Origin of the sequence: Micromonospora purpureochromogenes, from assembly GCF_900091515.1 — a bacterium.
Classification (GTDB): Bacteria; Actinomycetota; Actinomycetes; order Mycobacteriales; family Micromonosporaceae; genus Micromonospora; species Micromonospora purpureochromogenes.
The window spans coordinates 4524799-4547143 of sequence record NZ_LT607410.1; the positions used below are offsets into that span (position 1 = coordinate 4524799).

The 22345-nt window shown below is 70.7% G+C and carries 14 protein-coding genes, 3 rRNA genes and 1 pseudogene; 7 read left to right on the plus strand and 11 right to left on the minus strand.

The annotated features are described in order from the left end of the window. Positions 1–58: 58 nt before the first annotated feature. Positions 59–1039, plus strand: coding sequence for a helix-turn-helix domain-containing protein (locus GA0074696_RS20860; RefSeq protein ID WP_088962659.1), 981 nt, complete (start codon positions 59–61; stop codon positions 1037–1039). A gap of 243 nt (positions 1040–1282) precedes the next feature. Here GA0074696_RS20860 and GA0074696_RS20865 read toward each other — a convergent pair whose 3' ends face one another. The 5 genes from GA0074696_RS20865 to GA0074696_RS20885 all read right to left on the minus strand — a co-directional run bounded on the left by GA0074696_RS20865 (position 1283) and on the right by GA0074696_RS20885 (position 7990). After that, positions 1283–5017 (minus strand): S8 family peptidase, encoded by a 3735-nt coding sequence (locus tag GA0074696_RS20865; RefSeq protein ID WP_088962660.1) that lies wholly within the window; start codon positions 5015–5017, stop codon positions 1283–1285. 212 nt (positions 5018–5229) lie between these two features. Further along, the gene (locus tag GA0074696_RS20870; protein WP_088962661.1) at positions 5230–6114 is read right to left on the minus strand and encodes an NAD kinase; all 885 of its coding nucleotides are present in this window, start codon (positions 6112–6114) and stop codon (positions 5230–5232) included. A gap of 97 nt (positions 6115–6211) precedes the next feature. Continuing rightward, positions 6212–7072 carry a TlyA family RNA methyltransferase gene (locus tag GA0074696_RS20875; RefSeq protein WP_088962662.1) on the minus strand — a complete coding sequence of 287 codons (861 nt, stop codon included), beginning with the start codon at positions 7070–7072 and terminating at the stop codon, positions 6212–6214. Between the two features lie 20 nt (positions 7073–7092). Next, positions 7093–7347: a hypothetical protein gene (locus GA0074696_RS20880; protein ID WP_088962663.1), complete on the minus strand. Its 255-nt coding sequence runs from the start codon at positions 7345–7347 to the stop codon at positions 7093–7095. Between the two features lie 25 nt (positions 7348–7372). Next, positions 7373–7990, minus strand: a complete 618-nt coding sequence (locus GA0074696_RS20885) for a phasin family protein (protein ID WP_088962664.1) — start codon at positions 7988–7990, stop codon at positions 7373–7375. Between the two features lie 112 nt (positions 7991–8102). Here GA0074696_RS20885 and GA0074696_RS20890 point away from each other — a divergent pair, with 112 nt between their 5' ends. Then, positions 8103–8438 carry an SCP2 sterol-binding domain-containing protein gene (locus GA0074696_RS20890; protein WP_088962665.1) on the plus strand — a complete coding sequence of 112 codons (336 nt, stop codon included), beginning with the start codon at positions 8103–8105 and terminating at the stop codon, positions 8436–8438. Positions 8439–8487: 49 nt separating this feature from the next. Here GA0074696_RS20890 and GA0074696_RS20895 read toward each other — a convergent pair whose 3' ends face one another. Continuing rightward, positions 8488–9510 (minus strand): HAD-IIA family hydrolase, encoded by a 1023-nt coding sequence (locus GA0074696_RS20895; RefSeq protein ID WP_088962666.1) that lies wholly within the window; start codon positions 9508–9510, stop codon positions 8488–8490. Positions 9511–9928: 418 nt separating this feature from the next. Beyond that, a pseudogene (locus GA0074696_RS32665) lies at positions 9929–10520 on the minus strand (hypothetical protein); the annotation flags it as partial. Positions 10521–10523: 3 nt separating this feature from the next. Between GA0074696_RS32665 and GA0074696_RS20905 the strand changes: the two are divergent. Continuing rightward, a complete protein-coding gene (locus GA0074696_RS20905) occupies positions 10524–12482 on the plus strand; it encodes a hypothetical protein (protein WP_157746079.1) in 1959 nt (652 codons plus the stop codon). A 90-nt stretch (positions 12483–12572) separates the two neighbouring features. Here GA0074696_RS20905 and rrf read toward each other — a convergent pair. The 4 genes from rrf to tyrS all read right to left on the minus strand — a co-directional run bounded on the left by rrf (position 12573) and on the right by tyrS (position 19800). Next, positions 12573–12689: ribosomal RNA gene (gene rrf / locus GA0074696_RS20910) — 5S ribosomal RNA — on the minus strand. A gap of 88 nt (positions 12690–12777) precedes the next feature. Next, positions 12778–15888 (minus strand): 23S ribosomal RNA (locus tag GA0074696_RS20915). 377 nt (positions 15889–16265) lie between these two features. After that, positions 16266–17782: ribosomal RNA gene (locus tag GA0074696_RS20920) — 16S ribosomal RNA — on the minus strand. The 16S, 23S and 5S rRNA genes sit together here, the layout of an rRNA operon. 734 nt (positions 17783–18516) lie before the next feature. After that, a complete protein-coding gene (gene tyrS / locus GA0074696_RS20925; protein ID WP_088964699.1) occupies positions 18517–19800 on the minus strand; it encodes a tyrosine--tRNA ligase in 1284 nt (427 codons plus the stop codon). 106 nt (positions 19801–19906) lie between these two features. On the opposite strand from tyrS, the gene GA0074696_RS20930 reads away from it, so the two are divergent. From GA0074696_RS20930 to GA0074696_RS20945, 4 genes are all read left to right on the plus strand, one after another. Then, the gene (locus GA0074696_RS20930) at positions 19907–20290 is read left to right on the plus strand and encodes a PaaI family thioesterase (protein ID WP_172894699.1); all 384 of its coding nucleotides are present in this window, start codon (positions 19907–19909) and stop codon (positions 20288–20290) included. 88 nt (positions 20291–20378) lie between these two features. Then, entirely contained in the window at positions 20379–21605 is a 1227-nt protein-coding gene (locus tag GA0074696_RS20935; protein WP_088962670.1) for an NRAMP family divalent metal transporter, read from the plus strand. Further along, complete coding sequence (locus GA0074696_RS20940; RefSeq protein WP_088962671.1) at positions 21602–21982, plus strand: hypothetical protein; 381 nt, start codon at positions 21602–21604, stop codon at positions 21980–21982. The genes GA0074696_RS20935 and GA0074696_RS20940 overlap by 4 nt, the downstream gene beginning before the upstream one ends. Continuing rightward, positions 21969–22280: a hypothetical protein gene (locus GA0074696_RS20945; RefSeq protein ID WP_088962672.1), complete on the plus strand. Its 312-nt coding sequence runs from the start codon at positions 21969–21971 to the stop codon at positions 22278–22280. Before GA0074696_RS20940 ends, GA0074696_RS20945 begins: the two co-directional genes overlap by 14 nt. The last annotated feature ends 65 nt before the right edge of the window (positions 22281–22345 follow it).

The window sequence follows — 22345 nt, forward strand, 5'->3', positions numbered from 1 at the left end:
CCACCGACACTTGACCAGCCGACGACGCCGGGGGGAGTCGTGCGTACAGTTCAGCCCCGTGTTGGACGTGATCGGCCTGACCCCGGGCGAGGAGGAGCTGTACCGCCGCCTGGTGCAGCTCACCGTGGCGCGGGTCGACGAGCTGGCCCGGTGGCTGCGCCGCCCGCGCGCCGAGGTCGTCGCCCAGCTCGACACCCTGCGCGACAAGGGGCTGGTCCTGCCGACCGGTCCCGACCCGGACGGACCGCTGCGGCCGCTGGCCCCCGACGTCGCGCTCGGCGAGGCGTTGCTGCGCCGCCAGGAGGCACTGGAGGCGGCCCGCGTGGCGGTCACCCGGCTCACCGAGGAGTACCGGGCCGGCCTGCGCCGGCACGACGCCGACCACCTGGTGGAGGTGATCACCGGCGCCGGGGTGCTCCGGGAACGGCTGCGCGACGTGCAGAACTCGGCGCGCAGCGAGGTGCTCTGGTTCTGCCGGGCGAACCCGCTGACGATGCCCGGATCGGAGAACGTCGAGGAGTTCGACGCGCTGGCCCGCGGGGTGCGCTACCGGGCCATCTACGAGCGGAAGATGCTCCTCGAACCGGGCGCGCTGGCGGACGTGGAGCAGGGCGTACGCGCCGGCGAGCAGGCCCGGGTGCTGGACCGGCTGCCGGTCCGGCTGGCCATCGTGGACGCCCGGACGGCGATCTGCCCGCTGGTGCCCGACCGGGACATCGGAGAGCCGAGCGCCGCGGTGATCGGCCGCAGCCAACTGCTCGACGCGCTGCTCGCCCTCTTCGAGAGCCACTGGCTGGTGGCCACTCCGCTGCGGTCCGCCACCACGCCGGCCGGCGAGGCGGACGGCTACCTGCCGGACGCCGACGAGGTCCGGCTGCTCTCGCTCTTCGTGGCCGGGGTGCCGGACAAGTCCATCGCCTCCCAGCTCGGGGTGAGCCGGCGCACCGTGCAACGCCGGCTCGCCGACCTGATGACGGTCGCCGGGGTGGACACCCGCCCCGGCCTGGCCTACCAGGCCGCCCGGCGCGGCTGGCTCTGATCCGCCCGCCGGCCCCGCCACCAACCGCCGGCCGGCCCGCCACTGACCGCCGGCCCCGCCACTGACCGCCGGCCGGCCCCACCACCGGCCGAGCCGCCGCCGGTCCCGCCACCCGAAGGCGGTGCCGGCGGCGGCCACTGGCCGCGGCCCGGTCCGGTTGCCCACCATGTTCTGGCGGGCAGCCGGACGGGCCGACGGAGGCGTCCGCGCGGGAGGGGGGGTCGACCCGCGCGGACGCCCGGCTCAGCGCAGCCCGTACGCGTCGATCACGGTCTGGTCGACGACGTTGCCGGCGCTGTCGGCGCCGTGCACCCGCAGCGACACGGCTCCCTTGCCGGCCGGCACCGACGCGGTGTACCGGGTGTCGGTGCCGCGCACCGGCACCGACCGCCAGGTCGCGCCGGAGTCGAACGACACCTCCACCCGCAGGCTGGTGCCCTTCGGGGCCGGTACGCCCGCCGGCTGGCGCAGCGTCAGCTCCAGCTGGTGCGGACTGCCGCCGGCGACCGTGCCGCGCAGGTCGGCCGGTACCCGGTAGTCCACCTGGAGCAGCGACAGCGGCTGGGCCGCGTCCCCGGCCGGGCGGGCCGAGGTGAACTCCCAGGCCGTCTCGGTCCGGGTGGCCCAGCGCCACTCGTCCGACGACCGCCGCGTGGTGACGTCCAGCCGGTAGCGGGCCGAACCCGGGGTGGTCGGAACCGGTGCCCAGCCGCCGGAGAGATCGGCGATCTGCTGCCCGTCCCGGCTCAGCCGGCGCTCGACGGTGTCCTGCTCCTCGCTGAACCCGGCCGGGCTGTAGTGGCCGTCGGCGTCGACGAACTCGGCCACCCGCAGGTCGAGGTTGTCCCCGGTACGCGCGGGCACCGCCACCCCGGGACCCGCCGGCACGGCCGGCCGAGACACCGGCGCGTGCCAGGTTTCGGTGACCCGGTCGTCGGCGGCGTACTGCCGGGGCTGCTGCGTCGAGCCCCCGGTCAGCCGGCCCCAGGACCAGGGGAGCCGGTGCAGCACGCGCTGCTGCCACCAGTTGTCCCCGGCACTGACGAACTCCTGCCGCATGGTGCCGGTACGCACCAACCGCTTTTCGTCCATCCAGGAGTACTCCTGCCAGGGCCGCCAGCCGAACCGCTGCTCGCCGGCCCAGTCGAACCCGCCGGTGTCGGCGTAGCGGGCGGTCACCTCGGCGGTGTTGTCCGCGGTCACCTGGTGCACGATGCGGTCCGGGATCCGCCCCTTCGACACCTGCCACACGTCGTACAGGTAGGGGCTGTTCGGGGTCAGCGTCAGGTCCAGCGTCACGCGTCCGGCCTTCGCTGCCGCGATCATCCGCTGCCCGTCGTCGTTCGCGACCACCATCGACGGAATCGGCAGGCGGTCCCCGTCGGGAGCCCAGACCGTCCACGCGCTCCAGTCCGCCGGGCGGACCATGAGCACCATCGCGGCGCCCGCCGCGGCTGCATCGGCGACGATCTGGTCCTCCGCGACAACCTCGGGTCTGCTGGCGATCAGCGCGGCCGCACCTCGGACCCCGGCTCGGGACAGCTCGTCGGGGGTGCCGTCGCCCGCCCACACCAGCGGCAGCTTCCGCCGGCCGTCCGGAGCCGGCGACTGGTGCAGCAGGTTGATGTCCAGCGGACCGGAGACGTTGCTGACCTTGGCGTCCACCATGGGGGCGACCAGCTGCCACCGCGAGGAGAACTCGAACTCGCCCTGGCTCACCGGCCGGGTGGGCGTGACGTTCACCTGCTGGACCGTGCTGAACTCCATCACGCCGTGGTCGACCTGCCGGCCGTTGCCGAAGATCCGGTGCTCGAAGAAGCTGATCACCGCCCGCTGCTCGGTCGGCTTCGGCGTCTCGATCCGCACCGGCGTGGCCTTGCGCGGGTCGAGCACCACGGTGAGATCCCGGTCGACCATCAGCTCGGGATCGGTGACCAGGGTGAGCTGCTCGTCCAGCGGTGCGCCGTGATAGATCAGCCCCTCGAGCAGGTACGGGCCCTCCTCGACCTGCACCTGCACCTCGCCGGGGATCCAACCGAGCTGGTCCGACTCGCGGTGTTCGCCGAAGAGGGTGAACACCGTCGCCACGCCGGACTCCCCGGCCATGTCCAGCGCGCGCAGGGTGACGGTGTGGATCCGGCCACTGAGGGTGAGTCCGACGGCCGTACGTACCGCGACACCGTCCGCGCCGGTGGCCACCAGCCACCCTCCGTGCACTCCCCGGTCCAGCTTCGCCGGGTCGGCGTGCAGCGGGACGTTCACACTGCCGCCGGCCGGCACGGTCACCTCCGTGCCGTCGAGCGACACCCCGTCCGGCTCGGCCGCACCGCGGTCCAGGTTGCGGAGCTCCAGGGCCAGCCGCAGGGTCTGCGGGGACGACGTGCCGTTGGTGTACGTCACGGTCCGCTCCACCGCCGCACCGCCGGTGTTCACCCGGCCGAAGTCGGCAGTGGCCGAGCCGTACACCCGCTGGCTCAGCGCGCCGGCCACGTCAACCCGGCCGCCGCCCTGCTCGAAAACGGTCAGGGCTGGGTTCGCCTTCGTCGTGCTGACCAGCGCGTCCTTGAGCTTCCCGGCGGTCCAGTCCGGGTGTTCCTGAGAGAGGATCGCCACCGCGCCGGCGACGTGCGGGGTCGCCATCGACGTCCCGGACGCCCGCGTGTACGCGTCGTCCACCGGCGTACCCATGGTGGTGCCAGCGGCGCGGGCGGCGACGATGCCGACGCCCGGGGCGGTGATCTCCGGCTTCAGGCCGTTGTCGCCGAGCCGGGGACCGCGGCTGGAGAATTCGGCCAGATTGTCGTCGCGGTCCACCGCGCCGACGGTGAGCGCCGCGGTCGCGGCGCCCGGCGAGCCGACGGTTTGCGCCGCGCCCGAATTGCCGGCGGCGATCACGAACAGTGTGCCGGTCTCGGCGGTGAGGTCGTTGACCGCCTGGCTCATCGGGTCGGTGCCGTCGGTCGGGGACCCGCCGAGGCTCATGCTGACCACCTTGGCGCCGGAGTGGGCGGCCCACTCCATGCCGGCGATGATCCCCGAGTCGTAGCCGGTGCCGTTGTCGGCGAGCACCTTGCCGATGAGCAGCCGCGCACCCGGCGCGACGCCCTTGCGCAGCCCGTCGGAGGCGGCGCCGCTGCCGGCGATGGTGGCCGCCACGTGGGTACCGTGGCCGTGCCCGTCCTGCGCGCTGCCGGTGCCGCTGAAGTCCTTCGCCTCGACGATCCGCCCGGCCAGGTCGGGGTGGTTCGCGTCGACCCCGGTGTCCAGCACGGCGACCTCGACACCGGCGCCGTCCCGCCCGGCCGCCCAGGCCGTCGGGGCGCCGATCTGCGGCACGCTGTGCTCCAGGTCCGCGCGCACCCGCCCGTCCAGCCAGACCCGGTCGATGCCGGCGCCGAGCCGGGCCGGCGCACCGGCCGCGGTACGCGCCTGCGGCGTGCCGCGCAGCGTCGTCCACAGCCCGCCGAGCTCCTTCTTGCCGACCTTCAGCGCGGCGCCGTTGATGCTCTCCAGCGCGCGGGCGGCGGTGGCCCCGGCGAGCGGACGGACCCGCCCGCCGGCCGGCTGCTGGTAGCGCACGATCAGTGGCAACGCGCCCTGGGCGTCGTCGCCGTACCCGTCGGCGACCAGTTCCTGCACGTCGAACAGGTCCGCGTCGAGCACCCCGGAGCTGACGTACGGCACGACGTCGCTGGGCAGCACCCGCAGCCCACCGTCGGCTTCGATGGTGTGGAAGGTGATCCGCTCCCGGCCGGGGCCGGGGTGGACGGTGGCGGCGACCCGACCGGGTGCGGCGGAAGCGAGCTCCACCTGGTCGCCGGTGATCAGGGTGATGCGGGCGGGCGCGCCGCTCGTGGCGGTCGTGGCCGAACTCGGGCCACTGGGCCGGGCGGGCGGGTCGGCGGACGCCGGTGCGGTGAGTCCGACCACCAACGCGCCGACCGCGCCGGCACTGAGCCAGCGTGGGGATCGGTGCATGCGATGTACTCCTCTACTCCGAGGCCGGCCTCGGGGAGGTCGGCGCTCCGGAGTCTGCGCCGAAGATCATCGCTGGGTCACTAGGGCAGGCGCGCCGTACCGGCGACATGTCGCCAGGTGGACACGGGGCGACGGCGACCGGACGGTCGCGTGGCCGGCGCGTGGCCGGCACGGGCCGGCGGGGTACGTGCGCCGCCCCGCCCGGTGGGCGCTCAGCGCCGGCTGCCGCGCCAGCCCTGCACCGGCAGCCCGAACTTGGCCACCAGGCGGTCGGTGAACGGCCGGGCCCGCAGCCGGACGATGCGCACCGGCAACGCGCCGCGGCGCACCGTCACCCGGGCGCCCGGCGGCAGGTCGAAGACCCGCCGGCCGTCGCAGCAGAGCACCGCGAGGGTGGTGAACGGGTCCACGGTGATCGAGAACGTGGAGGTCGGCGCGGTCACCAGCGGGCGGCTGAACAGCGCGTGCGCGCTGATCGGCACCAGCAGCAGTGCCTCCACCTCCGGCCAGACCACCGGCCCGCCGCCGGAGAACGCGTACGCGGTGGAGCCGGTGGGGGTCGCGCAGACCACCCCGTCGCAGCCGTACCGGGACAGCGGGCGGCCGTCGACGTCGACGAGCAGCTCCAGCATCTGGGCCCGCTCGCCCTTCTCGACGCTGATCTCGTTGAGCGCCCAGGACTCGATGGTCGGCCCGCCGTCGAACTCGGCGGTCACGTCGAGGGTGAGCCGTTCGTCCACGGTGTAGTTGCGCCCGACCACGTCGCGCACCGCCACGTCGAGGTCGTTGATCTCGGCCTCGGCGAGGAAGCCGACCTTGCCGAGGTTGATGCCGAGCAGCGGCGCCTTGGCCGGCCGGGCCAGCTCGGCCGCGCGCAGGAAGGTGCCGTCCCCGCCGAGGGCGAAGACGATCTCGGCGCCCTCGGCCGCCTCCGGCCCGGTCACCGGCACCACGCCGGGCAGGTCGAGGTCGTCGGCCTCCTCGGCCACCACCCGCACCTCGAAGCCGGCGGCGATGAGGTCGGCGGCCACGGCCCGGGCGTGTTCGGTGCTGCGCCGCCGCCCGGTGTGTGTCACCAGCAGGGCGGTGCGGCTCACCGGGCCACCCGCCCGTGCGTGCCGCCGGGGCTGACCCCGTCGCTGTCGCCCACCGGATCCGCCTCTCGTCCCCCGCTCGTCGGGTTCGGCTCGTCGCTCACCCTGTCACCTCCCCGGTCCGGTCCGCCGGCAGATCGCCGGCGGTGGCCGAGCCCTCGGGCCCCGCCGCCACCACGGCCCGCACCCGCTCGGGGTCGGCCGCCGGGGCGTCCCGGCGTAACCATACGAAGAACTCGACGTTGCCGCTGGGCCCCGGCAGTGGACTGGCCGCCACGTCGGCCAGGCCCAGCCCGAGCCCGGCTGCGGCGGCGGCCACGTCGAGCACCGCTTCGGCGCGCAGCGCCGGGTCGCGGACCACGCCGCCGGCACCCACCCGCTCCTTGCCCACCTCGAACTGCGGCTTGACCATCAACGCCAGGTCGCCGTCGGCGCGGGTGCAGCCGGCCAGCGCCGGCAGCACCAGGCGCAGCGAGATGAACGACAGGTCGGCCACGGTCAGGTCCACCTCGCCGCCGATGACCTCCGGGGTCAGGGTACGGACGTTGGTGCGCTCGAAGACCCGCACCCGCTCGTCGGTGCGCAGCGGCCAGGCGAGCTGGCCGTACCCGACGTCCACCGCGACGACCTCGGCGGCGTCGGCGCGCAGCAGCACGTCGGTGAAGCCGCCGGTGGAGGCGCCCGCGTCGAGGCAGCGCCGCCCGGTGACGGTCAGCCCGCCCGGCGCGAACGCCGCGAGGGCGCCGGCCAGCTTGTGGCCGCCCCGGGAGACGTACTCGGCACTGGGGTGCTCGCCGGTGACCAGCAGCGGGTCGGCCGGGTCGACCATCGCGGCGGCCTTGCGCGCCGGCACCCCGCGCAGCTGGACCCGGCCGGCCTCGACCAGCGCGGCGGCCTGCTCCCGGGAGCGGGCCAGACCGCGGCGGACGAGTTCGGCGTCGAGGCGGGTACGACGTGCCATGGGGTGGTTCTCCGGTCGGTTCAGGCCTGGTCGATGGTGGCGAGGGTCTCCCGCAGCGTCTGGTACGCCGCCTCGTACTGGGCGATCTGGTCGGCCGGGGGCAGCCCCTCGGCGTTGATCATCGCCTGCACGGCGGCGTCGACGGCCGGGTGGTGCGCCTCCTCGACGTCCTCGTACCCGCTCGGCGGCGGCCCCGGCCGAGGCCCGGACGGCGGACCGGGACGCGCCCCCGGCCGCGCACCGGGCGGTGGCCCGGGGCGGAAGGGGGCGCTCACCGGGCACTCCGGCCGTCGGCGGGCGTCATTCCGCGCCGCCGGTGGTCCGCTTGCGCGGGGCGGCCTTCTTCACCGGCCGGGCCGGCGACGTCACGCCGTCGCCGGTGGTGGTGCTCACCGACGCCGGTGGCTTCTTGGCGATGGCCTTCTTGGCCACGGCCTTCTTCGCCACCGCCTTGCCCGGGGCGGGGACCGGCGGGGCCGACGGGGCGGTGCCGGTGGCCCCGGCCGCCGCACCACCGCTGGGGCCGGCGGTGGCCGGACCGGTCGCGCCGGTGGGGGCGACACCCGACGGGGTGACGCCCACCGGCGACGTGCCCGGCAACGGCCCGCCCGGGCCGCCCTTGGCCTCGCGCAGCTGCCGTTCCAGCTCGTGCACCCGGCGGGTCAGCTCGGCGACCTCGTCGGCGGTGGCCAGACCGACCGCCCCGAGCGCCCGGTCCACCTCGAAGCGGACCAGCTTGGTCAGCGCCTCGCGGTTGGCCGCGCCGGTGGAGACGAGTTCCTCGGCGAGCGCCTGGAGCTGGGCGGCGGTCGCGCCGCCCGTGCCGACCAGCCGCCGCGCGGCGTCCTGGGCCTTCTTCCGGGGCGCCTCCGTCAGGCCCATGGCCAGCTCGAGGTAGGCGCGCCACGCATCCTGCATGCCGGTTTTCCTTCCGCGGGGCGGGGTGTGCGGGTCTCACGCTACCGGGCGCCCCGGACGACCCATTGCGGTACGGTGCCGAGGAACGGCGTGGCGGGTGTGAGGAGACGATGTGGCCAGCGTGGACGAGTGCCGGCAGGCGTTGCACGATCTGGCGAGCCGGTTGGAGCGCCACGCCGAGGTGGGCCAGCGCATCGACCTGGACCGCACGCTCGCCTGCCGCGTCACCGACCTGGACACCGCGTTCCACGGCCGGATCACCGGCGGTCGGCTGGTCGACCTGGCCGACGGCGACGACCCCAAGGCCAAGATCGCCCTGATCACCGGCAGCGACGACCTGGTCGCCCTGGTGCACGGTCAGCTCGACGTCACCAGGGCGGTCGCCTCCCGCCGGGTCTCGATCAAGGCGAACCCGTTCGACCTGATGAAGCTCCGCAAGCTGCTCTGACGGCCGGCGCGGCATCCGCCGGCCGCGACGGCCGGGCCGGTCAGGCCGGTCAGGCCGCCAGGCCGAGCGCCGCGAGGGCGCGTTGCGCCTCCGGCGTCACCGGGCGCACGTCCGCGGCGTCCACCGGCGCCGACCAGGCCGCCGCGCAGAGCGCCACGAGGGCGTCCAGCGGCCGTCCCGCGCCGCGCAACTCCAGGCCGCCGTCGACCCGGGCGGCGGACCAGCCGCCGGTGTCCGGCTCGCCCGGCACCCGGGCCACCGCCGCCGGGTCGAAGAGCCCGGCCAGGTTCATCGCCACGTACGTCGGGCGGCGCGACTCGGGCGCCGCCAGCAGTTCGGATACGTCGCTGACGCCGGTCAGCACCAGCAGGCTGTCCAGCCCGGCACGGCCGGCACCCTCGATGTCGGTGTCGAGGCGGTCGCCGACGACCAGCGTCCGGCCCGCACCGGCGCGGCGGGCGGCGGTGGCGAACAGGGCGGCCTCGGGCTTGCCGACGACCACGTCCGGCGCTCGGTCGAGGGCGTGCCGCAGCGCGGCCACCAGCGAGCCGTTGCCGGGCAGCGGGCCACGGCCGCTGGGCAGCGTCCGGTCGGTGTTGGTGGCCACCCAGATCGCCCCGGCACGGATCGCCACGGACGCCTCGGCCAGGTCCGCCCAGCCCACCTGCGGGCCGTACCCCTGAACGACCGCGACCGGCGACTCGTCGGCGCGGGCGACCGGGGTGAGCCCGGCGGCGCGGATCTCGGCCCGCAGCGCCTCCGCGCCGACGACCAGGACCGGCGCCCCGGCGGGGAACCGGTCGCGGAGCAGCTCGGCGGCGGCCGCGGCGGAGGTCAGCACCTCCTGCGGCTCGGCCGGCACACCCATGCCGGTGAGCAGGTCGGCGACCTCGCTCGACCGGCGCGAGGCGTTGTTGGTCGCGTACGCGACCGCGTGGCCGTCGGCGTGCAGCCGGCCGACCGCCTCGACAGCGCCGGGGATCGGCCGGTCGATCAGGTAGATCACCCCGTCCAGGTCGAACACGACCAGGGTGTACCCGTCGACCAGCCGATCCCCGGCGACCTCGGTCATCGCTGGTCCGACTCCGACTCCGACCCGCGCCCGGTCGGCTCGTCGCCGGCCGGCGGCACCGCGTCGCTCACGGTCGGCTCGGCGTCGGTCGCGCGCGGCTCGGCCGCGACGGCCGTGGCCGATTCGTCGGTGAGCTCGTCGTCGGTGAGCCCGTCCGCGTCGCGGTCGTCGTCCTGGTCGCGGTCGTCGTCCTGGTCGCGGTCGTCGTCCTCGTCGCGGTCGTCGTCCTCGTCGCGGTCGTCGTCCTCGTCGCGGTCGTCGTCCTCGTCGCGGTCGTCGTCCTCGTCGAAGTCGTCGTCCTCGTCGTGGTCGTCTTCTTCGTCGTCGAAGTCGTCGTCCTCGTCGCGGTCGTCGTCCTCGTCCTCGTCGTCGCGGTCGTCGTCCTCGTCGGTGAGGTCGCCGGCGGCGGCCGTCAGGTCGACGTCCGGCTGGGCCGGCACGGCGCCGGGCGCATCCGGACCGGTGGCCACCTCCTCGGCCGGCTCGTCGTCCTCCTCGTCGCCCTCGATCAGCACGCCGTCGAGTTCGAGCAGCCGCTCCGCCGCGTCGGTCTCACCGTCGGTGTCCACGTCGGCGGCGCGGGAGAACCACTCGCGGGCCTCCTCCCGACGGCCGACGGCCAGCAGCGCGTCGGCGTAGGCGTAGCGCAGCCGGGCCGTCCACGGGTCGGTCGAGTCGGTGGTCAGCTCGGGAACCTGGAGCATGGCCACCGCGGCGTCCTTCTGCCCGAGGTCACCCCGGGCACCCGCGGCCACGATCAGCAGCTCGACGGCGACAGCCTGGTCGAGCTTCTCCCGGTCGGCGCCCCGGAACAGGTCGATGGCCCGCTCCGGACGCCCCAGCGCCCGCTCGCAGTCGGCGAGCACCGCCAGGTGGCTCTGCAACCCGGTCATCCGGTGGTACGTCCGCAGCTCGGCGATGGCCGTCTGCCACTCCCCGGCGTGGTACGCGGCCAGCCCGACCGCCTCCCGTACCGCGGAGATCCGCGAGGCCAGCCGGCGGGCCGCCATCGCGTGGGCGAGCGCCTCGGCGGGGTCCTCGTCGATCAGCTGACCGGTCGCGACCAGGTGCCGGGCGACGGTCTCCGCCACCGGCTTGTTCAGCGAGAGCAGCTCGGCGCGGACGGCCGTGTCGAGGTCGGTCGCGGAGATCTCGTCCGGCAGCGCCGGCGCGACCGCACGGCCACCCTCGGCCTCGTCCCGCCGCTCGCGGTCGGGGCCGAAGCCACCCTCGCGACGCCGGTCCTCGAAGCCCCGCTGGTCGTCACGCCGCGGCCGGTCACCGTAGCCGCCACGCTCGCCGCCACGCTCGGGCCGGTCGCCACCCCGGTAGCCACCCTCACGGCGGTCACCGCCGCGGTAGCCGCCCTCACGGCGCTCGCCGCCACGGTAGCCACCCTCACGGGGCGCCTCGCCCTCACGGCGGAAACCACCCTCACGGCGCTCGCCGCCACGCGTGTCGCCCTCGCGACGGATACCGCCCTCGCGACGGTCACCGCCTCGGGTGTCGCCGTCGCGACGGAAGCCACCACCACGGGGCGCCTCGCCCTCGCGGCGGAAACCACCCTCACGGCGCTCGCCGCCACGCGTGTCGCCCTCGCGACGGATACCGCCCTCGCGACGGTCACCGCCTCGGGTGTCGCCGTCGCGACGGAAGCCACCACCACGGGGCGCCTCGCCGTCCCGGCGGAAACCGCCCTCGCGACGGTCACCACCACGGGGTGCCTCGCCGTCACGGCGGAAGCCACCCTCACGACGGTCACGGTCGCCGCCGGCGGAGCCGCCCTCACGGCGCTCCCCGCCCCGGTAGCCACCGCCGCGCGGCGCCTCGCCGTCACGGCGGAAACCGCCCTCACGACGGTCACCGCCACCGAAGCCACCTTCGCGGCGCTCGCCACCACGGAAACCGCCACCACGCGGCGCCTCGCCGCCCCGGTAGCCGCCCTCGCGGCGGTCACCGCCACGGAAGCCACCCTCACGGGGCGCCTCACCGTCCCGGCGGAAACCACCCTCACGGCGCTCACCGCCACGGGTGTCGCCGTCGCGGCGGAAGCCACCCTCGCGACGGTCACGGTCGCCGCCGGCGAAGCCGCCCTCACGGCGCTCCCCGCCCCGGTAGCCACCGCCGCGCGGCGCCTCGCCGTCACGGCGGAAACCGCCCTCACGACGGTCACCGCCGGCGAAGCCACCTTCGCGGCGCTCGCCACCACGGAAACCGCCACCACGCGGCGCCTCGCCGCCCCGGTAGCCGCCCTCGCGGCGGTCACCACCACGGAAGCCACCCTCACGCGGCGCCTCACCGTCCCGGCGGAAACCACCCTCACGGCGCTCACCACTACGGGGGGCTTCGCCCTCGCGGCGGAAACCACCCTCGCGCGGACCGGAACGGAAACCGCCCTCACGGCGGTCACCGCCACCGAAGCCACCTTCGCGGCGCTCGCCACCACGGAAACCGCCACCACGCGGCGCCTCGCCGCCCCGGTAGCCGCCCTCGCGGCGGTCACCACCGCGGAAGCCACCCTCACGCGGCGCCTCACCGTCCCGGCGGAAACCACCCTCACGGCGCTCACCGCCCCGCGCGTCGCCGTCGCGGCGGAAGCCACCCTCACGGGGCCCGGAACGGAAGCCACCCTCACGGCGGTCACCGCCGCGGAAGCCGCCGCTGCGGGGGGCGTCACCGTCGCGACGGAAACCGCCCTCACGACGCTCACCGCTCGGCGCGTCGCCGTCGCGGCGGAAGCCACCCTCACGCGGACCGGAACGGAAACCGCCCTCACGACGGTCACCGCCGCGGAAGCCACCGCTCTCACGGCCGCCGCGGTCGGCGCCGGAGCCGCCGCGCTGGCCGCCCCGGTCGTCGCGGTCTCCCCGGTACGGGGGACGGTCATCCCGACGCGGGCCGGCGCCTCGCCCTTCGGGGCGGTCGGCGCGATCCTGGTAACGGCGCGGACGATCTCCGCCCTGCGGTTCTGAACTCACAGGTACATCCTTCCTCATTGCGCCATCAGTGGCGCTACGCAGTCGAGGGCCGACCCGGATGGGGCGGCCCTCGACTGGAAGATTGTCCGGCGGTGTCCTACTCTCCCACACCCTCCCGAGTGCAGTACCATCGGCGCTGGAGGGCTTAGCTTCCGGGTTCGGAATGTTACCGGGCGTTTCCCCTCCGCCATGACCGCCGTAACTCTATCGACATGTCAAACAACTCGACCAGCTTCTGCTGGGTGTTGTTCGTTTGTCGGGAGTTGCACAGTGGACGCGTAGCAGCTTTGTAGTCAAGTCCTCGGCCTATTAGTACCGGTCAACTGAACCCGTTACCGGGCTTACATTTCCGGCCTATCAACCCAGTCGTCTAGCTGGGGGCCTTACCCCACCAAAGGTGGGTGGGATACCTCATCTTGAAGCGAGCTTCCCGCTTAGATGCTTTCAGCGGTTATCCCTTCCGAACGTAGCTAACCAGCCGTGCCCCTGGCGGGACAACTGGCACACCAGAGGTTCGTCCGTCCCGGTCCTCTCGTACTAGGGACAGCCCTTCTCAAGTATCCTACGCGCACGGCGGATAGGGACCGAACTGTCTCACGACGTTCTAAACCCAGCTCGCGTACCGCTTTAATGGGCGAACAGCCCAACCCTTGGGACCTGCTACAGCCCCAGGATGCGACGAGCCGACATCGAGGTGCCAAACCATCCCGTCGATATGGACTCTTGGGGAAGATCAGCCTGTTATCCCCGGGGTACCTTTTATCCGTTGAGCGACACCGCTTCCACTCGCAAGTGCCGGATCACTAGTCCCGACTTTCGTCCCTGCTCGACCTGTCAGTCTCACAGTCAAGCTCCCTTGTGTACTTGCACTCAACACCTGATTGCCAACCAGGCTGAGGGAACCTTTGGGCGCCTCCGTTACCCTTTAGGAGGCAACCGCCCCAGTTAAACTACCCACCAGACACTGTCCCTGAACCGGATAACGGTCCGAAGTTAGATACCCAAATCAACCAGAGTGGTATTTCAAGATTGCCTCCACCCATACTGGCGTATGGACTTCACCGGCTCCCACCTATCCTACACAAGCTAATTCGGATACCAATGTCAAGCTATAGTAAAGGTCCCGGGGTCTTTCCGTCCTGCCGCGCGTAACGAGCATCTTTACTCGTAATGCAATTTCGCCGGGCCTGTGGTTGAGACAGTGGGGAAGTCGTTACGCCATTCGTGCAGGTCGGAACTTACCCGACAAGGAATTTCGCTACCTTAGGATGGTTATAGTTACCACCGCCGTTTACTGGCGCTTAAGTTCTCCGCTTCGCCCCGAAGAGCTAACAGGTCCCCTTAACGTTCCAGCACCGGGCAGGCGTCAGTCCATATACATCGAATTACTTCTTCGCATGGACCTGTGTTTTTAGTAAACAGTCGCTTCCCCCTGCTCTCTGCGGCCATACAACGCTCCACCCGCGTGGGGCTTCACGTCTCCGGCCCCCCTTCTCCCTAAGTTACGGGGGCAATTTGCCGAGTTCCTTAACCACAGTTCGCCCGATCGCCTCGGTATTCTCTACCTGACCACCTGTGTCGGTTTGGGGTACGGGCCGCTAAGAACTCGCTAGAGGCTTTTCTCGGCAGCATAGGATCACTGACTTCACCTGAATCGGCTCGGCATCACGTCTCAGCCTTCATGCACCACGGATTTGCCTATGGTGCGGCCTACACGCTTACCCCGGCACAACCACCGGCCGGGCTCAGCTACCTTCCTGCGTCACCCCATCGCTTGACTACTACCCACCAGGTTCCCACGCTCCCTCGGATCAGTCCGAAGACCTCACCAAGTTCGGGTGGTTAGCACAGCGAGGTTCGTCAGGGTCGCTCTTTCGCGGGTACGGGAATATCAACCCGTTGTCCATCGACTACGCCTCTCGGCCTCGCCTTAGGTCCCGACTCACCCAGGGCGGATTAGCCTGGCCCTGGAACCCTTGGTCATCCGGCGGAAGGGTTTCTCACCCTTCTTTCGCTACTCATGCCTGCATTCTCACTCGTGCCGCGTCCACAACTGGGTCACCCCGCTGCTTCACCCGCGGCACGACGCTCCCCTACCCATCCACACACCTGCACAAGGAATCAAGTCCAAGCGAGGTTGAAATGTGAATGCCACAGCTTCGGCGGTGTGCTTGAGCCCCGCTACATTGTCGGCGCGGAACCACTTGACCAGTGAGCTATTACGCACTCTTTAAAGGGTGGCTGCTTCTAAGCCAACCTCCTGGTTGTCTATGCGACCCCACATCCTTTTCCACTTAGCACACGCTTAGGGGCCTTAGCTGGTGATCTGGGCTGTTTCCCTCTCGACTACGAAGCTTATCCCCCGCAGTCTCACTGCCGCGCTCTCACTTACCGGCATTCGGAGTTTGGCTGATTTCGGTAAGCTTGTGGGCCCCCTAGACCATCCAGTGCTCTACCTCCGGCAAGAAACACGCGACGCTGCACCTAAATGCATTTCGGGGAGAACCAGCTATCACGGAGTTTGATTGGCCTTTCACCCCTAACCACAGGTCATCCCCCAACTTTTCAACGTTGGTGGGTTCGGCCCTCCACGCGGTCTTACCCGCGCTTCAGCCTGCCCATGGCTAGATCACTCCGCTTCGGGTCTAGAGCATGCGACTGAATCGCCCTATTCAGACTCGCTTTCGCTACGGCTCCCCCACACGGGTTAACCTCGCCACATGCCACTAACTCGCAGGCTCATTCTTCAAAAGGCACGCCGTCACCCCGTAAGGCTCCGACGGATTGTAGGCGAACGGTTTCAGGTACTATTTCACTCCCCTCCCGGGGTACTTTTCACCATTCCCTCACGGTACTCGTCCGCTATCGGTCACCAGGAAGTATTTAGGCTTACCAGGTGGTCCTGGCAGATTCACGGCAGATTTCAGGGGTCCGCCGCTACTCGGGAACACCCACAGAAGGTCAGCAACTTTCACCTACCGGACTTTCACCGTCTACGGTCAGCCATTCCAGACTGTTCGACTAGCCACTGACTTTGTAACTCCTCGAACAAGTGTCAGCTTGTTCAGTAGGGTCCCACAACCCCGACCACGCAACCCCTGACAGGTATCACACGCAGCCGGTTTAGCCTCAATCCGCTTTCGCTCGCCACTACTCACGGAATCACTAATTTGTTTTCTCTTCCTACGGGTACTGAGATGTTTCACTTCCCCGCGTTCCCTCCATACACCCTATGTGTTCAGGTGCAGGTGACACCACATGACTGGTGCCGGGTTTCCCCATTCGGACACCCTGGGATCACAGCTTGGTTGACAGCTCCCCCAGGCCTATCGCGGCCTCCCACGTCCTTCATCGGCTCCTGGTGCCAAGGCATTCACCGTTCGCCCTTGACAACTTGACCACAAAGATGCTCGCGTCCACTGTGCAATTCTCAACAAACGACCAACCCACAACCAGATCCGCCCCACACCAAACCCGACGATCCGCCGGCGGTATGCGAGGCCAGGTCATGCCTGGCAACCATCCCCACCACTCACGGCGGGGGTCATGGTTCTGAAAGACAACCATCGGTTGTTCTTTCAGGACCCAACAGGGTGCTCTGCGTTCCTCCCCAGCCGCACCAGGACACCGTTCCCACCACCCCGAGGGGCAGCTGTACTAGATGATCCCGGCCGTTGCCGAGCACGAACTCGCCAGTGTCTCCGCCATTGAGCACCCCGCCACCACATTCGGATGGCGCGGGCTCCTTACACCCTTTCGGGTGAAGGTGCTCCTTAGAAAGGAGGTGATCCAGCCGCACCTTCCGGTACGGCTACCTTGTTACGACTTCGTCCCAATCGCCAGCCCCACCTTCGACGGCTCCCTCCCACAAGGGGTTGGGCCACCGGCTTCGGGTGTTGCCGACTTTCGTGACGTGACGGGCGGTGTGTACAAGGCCCGGGAACGTATTCACCGCAGCGTTGCTGATCTGCGATTACTAGCGACTCCGACTTCACGGGGTCGAGTTGCAGACCCCGATCCGAACTGAGACCGGCTTTTTGGGATTCGCTCCACCTCACGGTATCGCAGCCCATTGTACCGGCCATTGTAGCATGCGTGAAGCCCTGGACATAAGGGGCATGATGACTTGACGTCATCCCCACCTTCCTCCGAGTTGACCCCGGCAGTCTTCGATGAGTCCCCGCCATAACGCGCTGGCAACATCGAACGAGGGTTGCGCTCGTTGCGGGACTTAACCCAACATCTCACGACACGAGCTGACGACAGCCATGCACCACCTGTGACCGCCCCCGAAGGACCTCACATCTCTGTGAGTTTTGCGGCCATGTCAAACCCAGGTAAGGTTCTTCGCGTTGCATCGAATTAATCCGCATGCTCCGCCGCTTGTGCGGGCCCCCGTCAATTCCTTTGAGTTTTAGCCTTGCGGCCGTACTCCCCAGGCGGGGCGCTTAATGCGTTAGCTGCGGCACAGGGAACCGGAGAGGCCCCCCACACCTAGCGCCCAACGTTTACAGCGTGGACTACCAGGGTATCTAATCCTGTTCGCTCCCCACGCTTTCGCTCCTCAGCGTCAGTATCGGCCCAGAGACCCGCCTTCGCCACCGGTGTTCCTCCTGATATCTGCGCATTTCACCGCTACACCAGGAATTCCAGTCTCCCCTACCGAACTCTAGCCTGCCCGTATCGACCGCAGGCTTGGGGTTGAGCCCCAAGTTTTCACGGTCGACGCGACAAGCCGCCTACGAGCTCTTTACGCCCAATAAATCCGGACAACGCTCGCGCCCTACGTCTTACCGCGGCTGCTGGCACGTAGTTGGCCGGCGCTTCTTCTGCAGGTACCGTCACTTACGCTTCGTCCCTGCTGAAAGAGGTTTACAACCCGAAGGCCGTCATCCCTCACGCGGCGTCGCTGCATCAGGCTTCCGCCCATTGTGCAATATTCCCCACTGCTGCCTCCCGTAGGAGTCTGGGCCGTGTCTCAGTCCCAGTGTGGCCGGTCGCCCTCTCAGGCCGGCTACCCGTCGTCGCCTTGGTAGGCCATCACCCCACCAACAAGCTGATAGGCCGCGAGCCCATCCCAGGCCGAAAAACTTTCCACCACCAACCATGCGGTCAGCAGTCGTATTCGGTATTAGCCCCGGTTTCCCGGGGTTATCCCAAAGCCTAGGGCAGGTTGCTCACGTGTTACTCACCCGTTCGCCGCTCGAGTACCCCGAAGGGCCTTTCCGCTCGACTTGCATGTGTTAAGCACGCCGCCAGCGTTCGTCCTGAGCCAGGATCAAACTCTCCAACAAAAACTTGTCGAAAAACTGTCCTGACAACAAAAGTGTTGCCAAAGGAATCCCAACCAACAGCACTCCCGAAGAAGAACTGCCAGTCCGGGGTATAAATCATAATTGGCACTGGCTTTTCAAGCACCCTGTTGAGTTCTCAAAGAACAACCACACACCGCCCGGAAACCCCCGAAGAGGACCCCCGACCCGGGGCATTTACGCTCTGTCGCGACCGGCGCTTTCCGCGCCGGGCACTTTTACCACGTTACCCGCTGATATCCGCCGTGTCAAACCGCTCTGTCGCGATCCACACCACTTCCACCGCAATTACGGGCACCACAAATCCACCGGCTCTCACCGCTGTCCTCATGGCTTCCGACAGGCCGGCCGCTGCGGTCTCCCGCACGCTCGCCCGGTTCCCTACCGGCGATGAACCATACCCGGTCGGTTCCGCCTCACCAAATCGGCCCTCAGGTCGATCCGGGGCACCGCCCGGTCCAAGCTCACATGGGACTCAACCCATCCGACCCCGGAGTCATTCCCGCACTCCCACCGGCTTTCGCAAACCTCGGGAGCCCGGTCCAGGACCGTACCGGATAGCAACCCGGCCGACCCCCAGACCATTCCCGCGCTCCGGCCTACCAGGACTTTCGCCTGTTTCGTCCGTTCCGCGCTGGCAGAGAGAAAGTTACGCGCCCGGCGAGTTGATCGTCAACTCGGCCGGGCGCGTCCCCCGTCACACCATCAAGCGGCGACTATCCGCGCAGCTCAACCCCCGCGAACGACCGCTTGCCACGGCGCAGCACCAGGTACCTACCGTGCAGCAGGTCCTCCGGTGCGACCGTTGCGTCCACCTCGGTCACCCGGGTGTTGTTGACGTAGGCGCCGCCCTCGGCGATCACCCGCCTCGCCTCCTTGAGACTCGGCACCAGGCCGGAGTCGCGCAGCAGCCCGGCCACGTCGGGCAGCTGGTCCAGGTGGACCAGGCCGGCCTCGGTCAGCGCGGCGCGCAGCGTCTCGGGCGTCAGCTCGTCGAGCGACCCCCGACCGAAGAGCGCCTGGCTGGCGGCGACAGCCTGGGCCATCTCCCGCTCACCGTGCACCAGGGTGGTCAGCTCCTCCGCGAGGGCTCGCTGGGCCGACCGGGCGGCCGGCCGCTCGGCGGTCTCCTTCTCCAGCGCCTCGATCTCCTCACGGGAGCGGAAGCTGAAGTAGCGCAGGTAGCGGGTGACGTCCCGGTCGTCGGCGTTGACCCAGAACTGGTAGAAGGCGTACGGGCTGGTCATCTCGGGGTCGAGCCAGACCGCCCCGCCCTCGGTCTTGCCGAACTTCGTCCCGTCGGACCGGGTCACCAGCGGGGTGGTGAAGGCCTCCACCGGGCCGGCGCCCCGGCGCCGCACGTAGTCGACGCCGGCGGTGATGTTGCCCCACTGGTCGGAGCCGCCGTACTGGAGCTGGCAGCCGTGCCGGCGGTGCAGTTCGAAGAAGTCGTTGGCCTGCAGCAGTTGGTAACTGAACTCGGTGAAGCTGATACCGGTCTCCAGCCGCGCCTTGACCACCTCCCGGGCGAGCATCTTGTTCACCGGGAAGTGCTTGCCGACGTCGCGGAGGAACTCGACCACCGACATCTCGCCGGTCCAGTCCAGGTTGTTGACCAGTTGCGCCGCGTTCTCCCCGGTGTACGACACGAAGGGCGAGAGCTGGTCGCGGATGCGCTGGACCCAGCCGGCCACCACCTCCGGCGGGTTGAGCGTCCGCTCGGCGCTCTCCTTCGGGTCGCCGATCTGCCCGGTGGCCCCGCCCACCAGCAGCAGCGGGCGGTGGCCGGCGAGCTGGAGCCGGCGGGCGGTGGTGACCTGCATGAGGTGGCCGATGTGCAGGCTGGGCGCGGTCGGATCGAAGCCCACATAGAAGGTGGCGCTCCCGCTGTCGAGCAGCTCGCGCAGCTCGTCGAGGCCGGTCGAGTCCTGGATCAGGCCCCGCCACCGCAGGTCTTCGGTCAGGGAGTCCCGCCCGTGCGGGAGGTTGCTGTCGGTCACGGTCACCGATTCTCCCCCATGCCGGGCATCGGACCGTACCGGGTTTGGTCGTTCCGGCGGTTGACTAGGCTGGCGGCTCCGCGAAACGAGGAGGAACGTCGTGGAGATGCCGGACCTGACGGGCGGGCTGGTCGCCCTGCTCGGGCTGAAGCTGGACGAGGTCGGCCCGGACCGGGTGGTCATCCGCTGGGAGGTCCGCCCCGAGCTGCACCAGCCGTTCGGCATCCAGCACGGCGGCGTGTACTGCGCGGTGGTGGAGACGGCGGCGAGCGTCGGCGGGTCGATCTGGCTCGGCGGCCGCGGCACCGTGGTAGGCGTGTCCAACCAGACGGACTTCCTCCGCGCGGTCCGCGACGGCGAGCTGACCGCCGTCGGCACTCCGGTGCACCGGGGGCGCAGCCAGCAGCTCTGGCAGGTGGAGATCACCGACGGGGAGGGCCGGCTGGTCTCGCGCGGCCAGGTCCGCCTGCAGAACCTCACCGCCGGCTGACCCGACCGGGCCTGCCCGGTTTGCCGGGAAAGCGGGTCCGCACGCCGCTATCGTCGGCCTCGATGACGCCGGCCGACGCGTACCCGAGGTGAAGAAGCTGCTGGCCGCCACGCTCGGCGTGCTGTCGGCCATCGGCGGCTTCGTCGACATCGGCGACCTCGTGGCGGCGAGCCAGGCGGGCGCCCGCTTCGGCATGGGGCACGCCTGGGTGCTGGTGGCCGGGGTGGTCGGCATCTGCGCGTACGCGGAGATGGCCGGCCGGATCGCGGCGGTGAGCGGCCGGGCGGTGTTCGACCTGGTCCGGGAGCGGCTCGGGCCGCGCGTCGCGCTGCTCAACCTGGTCGCCTCCTACCTGGTCACGGTGCTGACCCTGGCCGCCGAGCTGGGTGGGGTGGCGCTCGCCCTGCAGCTGGCCTCCCGGGTGAGCTACCTGCTGTGGGTGCCGGTGGCCGCGTTCGGGGTCTGGCTGGTGCTGTGGCGGATGCGCTTCCAGCTGATGGAGCGGGTCTTCGGGCTGGCCGGGCTGGCCCTGGTGGTGTTCGCGGTGGCGCTGTTCCGGCTGCCGACCGACTGGGGCGCGCTGGCCCGGGGCGCGCTGCACCCCGGCGCGGCCGGGCAGGGCTGGGCGGCGTACTGGTTCGTGGCGGTGGCGCTGTTCGCCTCCACGGTCAGCCCGTACGAGGTGTTCTTCTTCTCCTCGGGCGGGGTGGAGGAGAAGTGGAGCGCCGCGGACCTGGCCGACGCCCGGGCGAGCGTGCTGGTCGGCTTTCCCGTGGGCGGGTTCCTCGCCCTGTCGCTGGTGGCCACCGCCGCGGTGGTCTTCCACCCGACAGGGACCACGCTGTCGACGCTCGACCAGGTGGCCGCGCCGGTGGTCATCGCGTTCGGCGGGGTGGGGCTGGCGATCGCCGCGCTGGCGTTCTTCGCGGTCACCTTCGGCGCCGCGCTGGAGACGGGGCTGTCGGCGGCGTACACGGCGGCGCAGTACTTCGGCTGGCAGTGGGGCAAGCGGGTCAGCCCCCGGGACGCGGCCCGCTTCCACAGCGTGCTGCTGGTCAGCGTGCTGCTCGGGGTGCTGGTGCTCCTCACCACGGTCGACCCGGTGCGGCTGACCGAGTACATGCTGGTGGTCAGCGCGGTGGCGCTGCCGCTGACGTACCTGCCGATCCTGATCGTCGCCAACGACCGGACGTACCTCGGCGACCGGGTCAACGGCCCGCTGCTGAACCTGCTCGGCGCGGTGTTCCTGGTGGTGATCGTGGCGGCGTCGGTGGCCGCGATCCCGCTGGCCGTCACGACGGGCATGGGCCGATGAGGCTCCAGCTGGGCCGGCAGCTGCTGGACCGGCAGATCGTGGATCGCGACGGCCGGCTTATCGGCAAGGTCGACGACGTGGAGTTCGCCGTCGACGCCGACGGGTTCCCGTACGTGGCCTTCCTGCTCACCGGCCAGGCGGCGCTCGCCCGGCGGATCGGTGGGCGGACGGGCCGATTCCTGGTCGCGGTCGCCGACCGGCTCGCCGACGACCCGCCCGTGCGGGCGCTGCGGATCCCGTTCGCCCAGGTCGCCCGGATCGACAGCGCGGTACGGCTGCGCATCCGCGCGGACGAGCTGCCCCTGCCGCCGGCGGAGGCCTGGCTGCGCCGGCACCTGATCGACCGGATTCCCGGAGCCGACCGTGCGAGCGGGTGAGCTGCTCGGCCGCGCCGCGTACGACCTGCACGGCCGGCGGCTCGGCCGGGTGGTGGACGTGGTGGTGCGCGGGGGCTTCCCGGACGGCCGGCTGCGGCTGACCGACGTGATCGTCACCCGACACTGGTGGAGCCGGGTGGTGGGGCGGTTGATCGGGGCGGAGCGGCACCCGTCGGGGCCGTGGGTGATCCGGGTGGTGGCGCGGGCGGGGAGCCGCAGCAGCCGGCAGCTCCCCGCCGACCAGGTGCAGCTCCTGCCGCCGGTGCGCGGCTTCCCGTTCGGGGACCCGGGATCCTGACCCGGTCCCACCGCCCCGGCTCGCGGGGCGCGGCTCGTCCGGCCGCCGGTTCCCGTCGTCCTCCC

Excerpts from the sequence above, each read along its gene's own strand:
- GA0074696_RS20930 (WP_172894699.1), top strand. The coding sequence starts at position 19,907 with ATGCCGGACCTGACGGGCGGGCTGGTCGCCCTGCTCGGGCTGAAGCTG.
- GA0074696_RS20865 (WP_088962660.1), bottom strand. The coding sequence starts at position 5,017 with ATGCACCGATCCCCACGCTGGCTCAGTGCCGGCGCGGTCGGCGCGTTG.
- GA0074696_RS20895 (WP_088962666.1), bottom strand. The coding sequence starts at position 9,510 with ATGACCGAGGTCGCCGGGGATCGGCTGGTCGACGGGTACACCCTGGTC.
- GA0074696_RS20885 (WP_088962664.1), bottom strand. The coding sequence starts at position 7,990 with ATGCAGGATGCGTGGCGCGCCTACCTCGAGCTGGCCATGGGCCTGACG.
- GA0074696_RS20875 (WP_088962662.1), bottom strand. The coding sequence starts at position 7,072 with ATGGCACGTCGTACCCGCCTCGACGCCGAACTCGTCCGCCGCGGTCTG.
- GA0074696_RS20940 (WP_088962671.1), top strand. The coding sequence starts at position 21,602 with ATGAGGCTCCAGCTGGGCCGGCAGCTGCTGGACCGGCAGATCGTGGAT.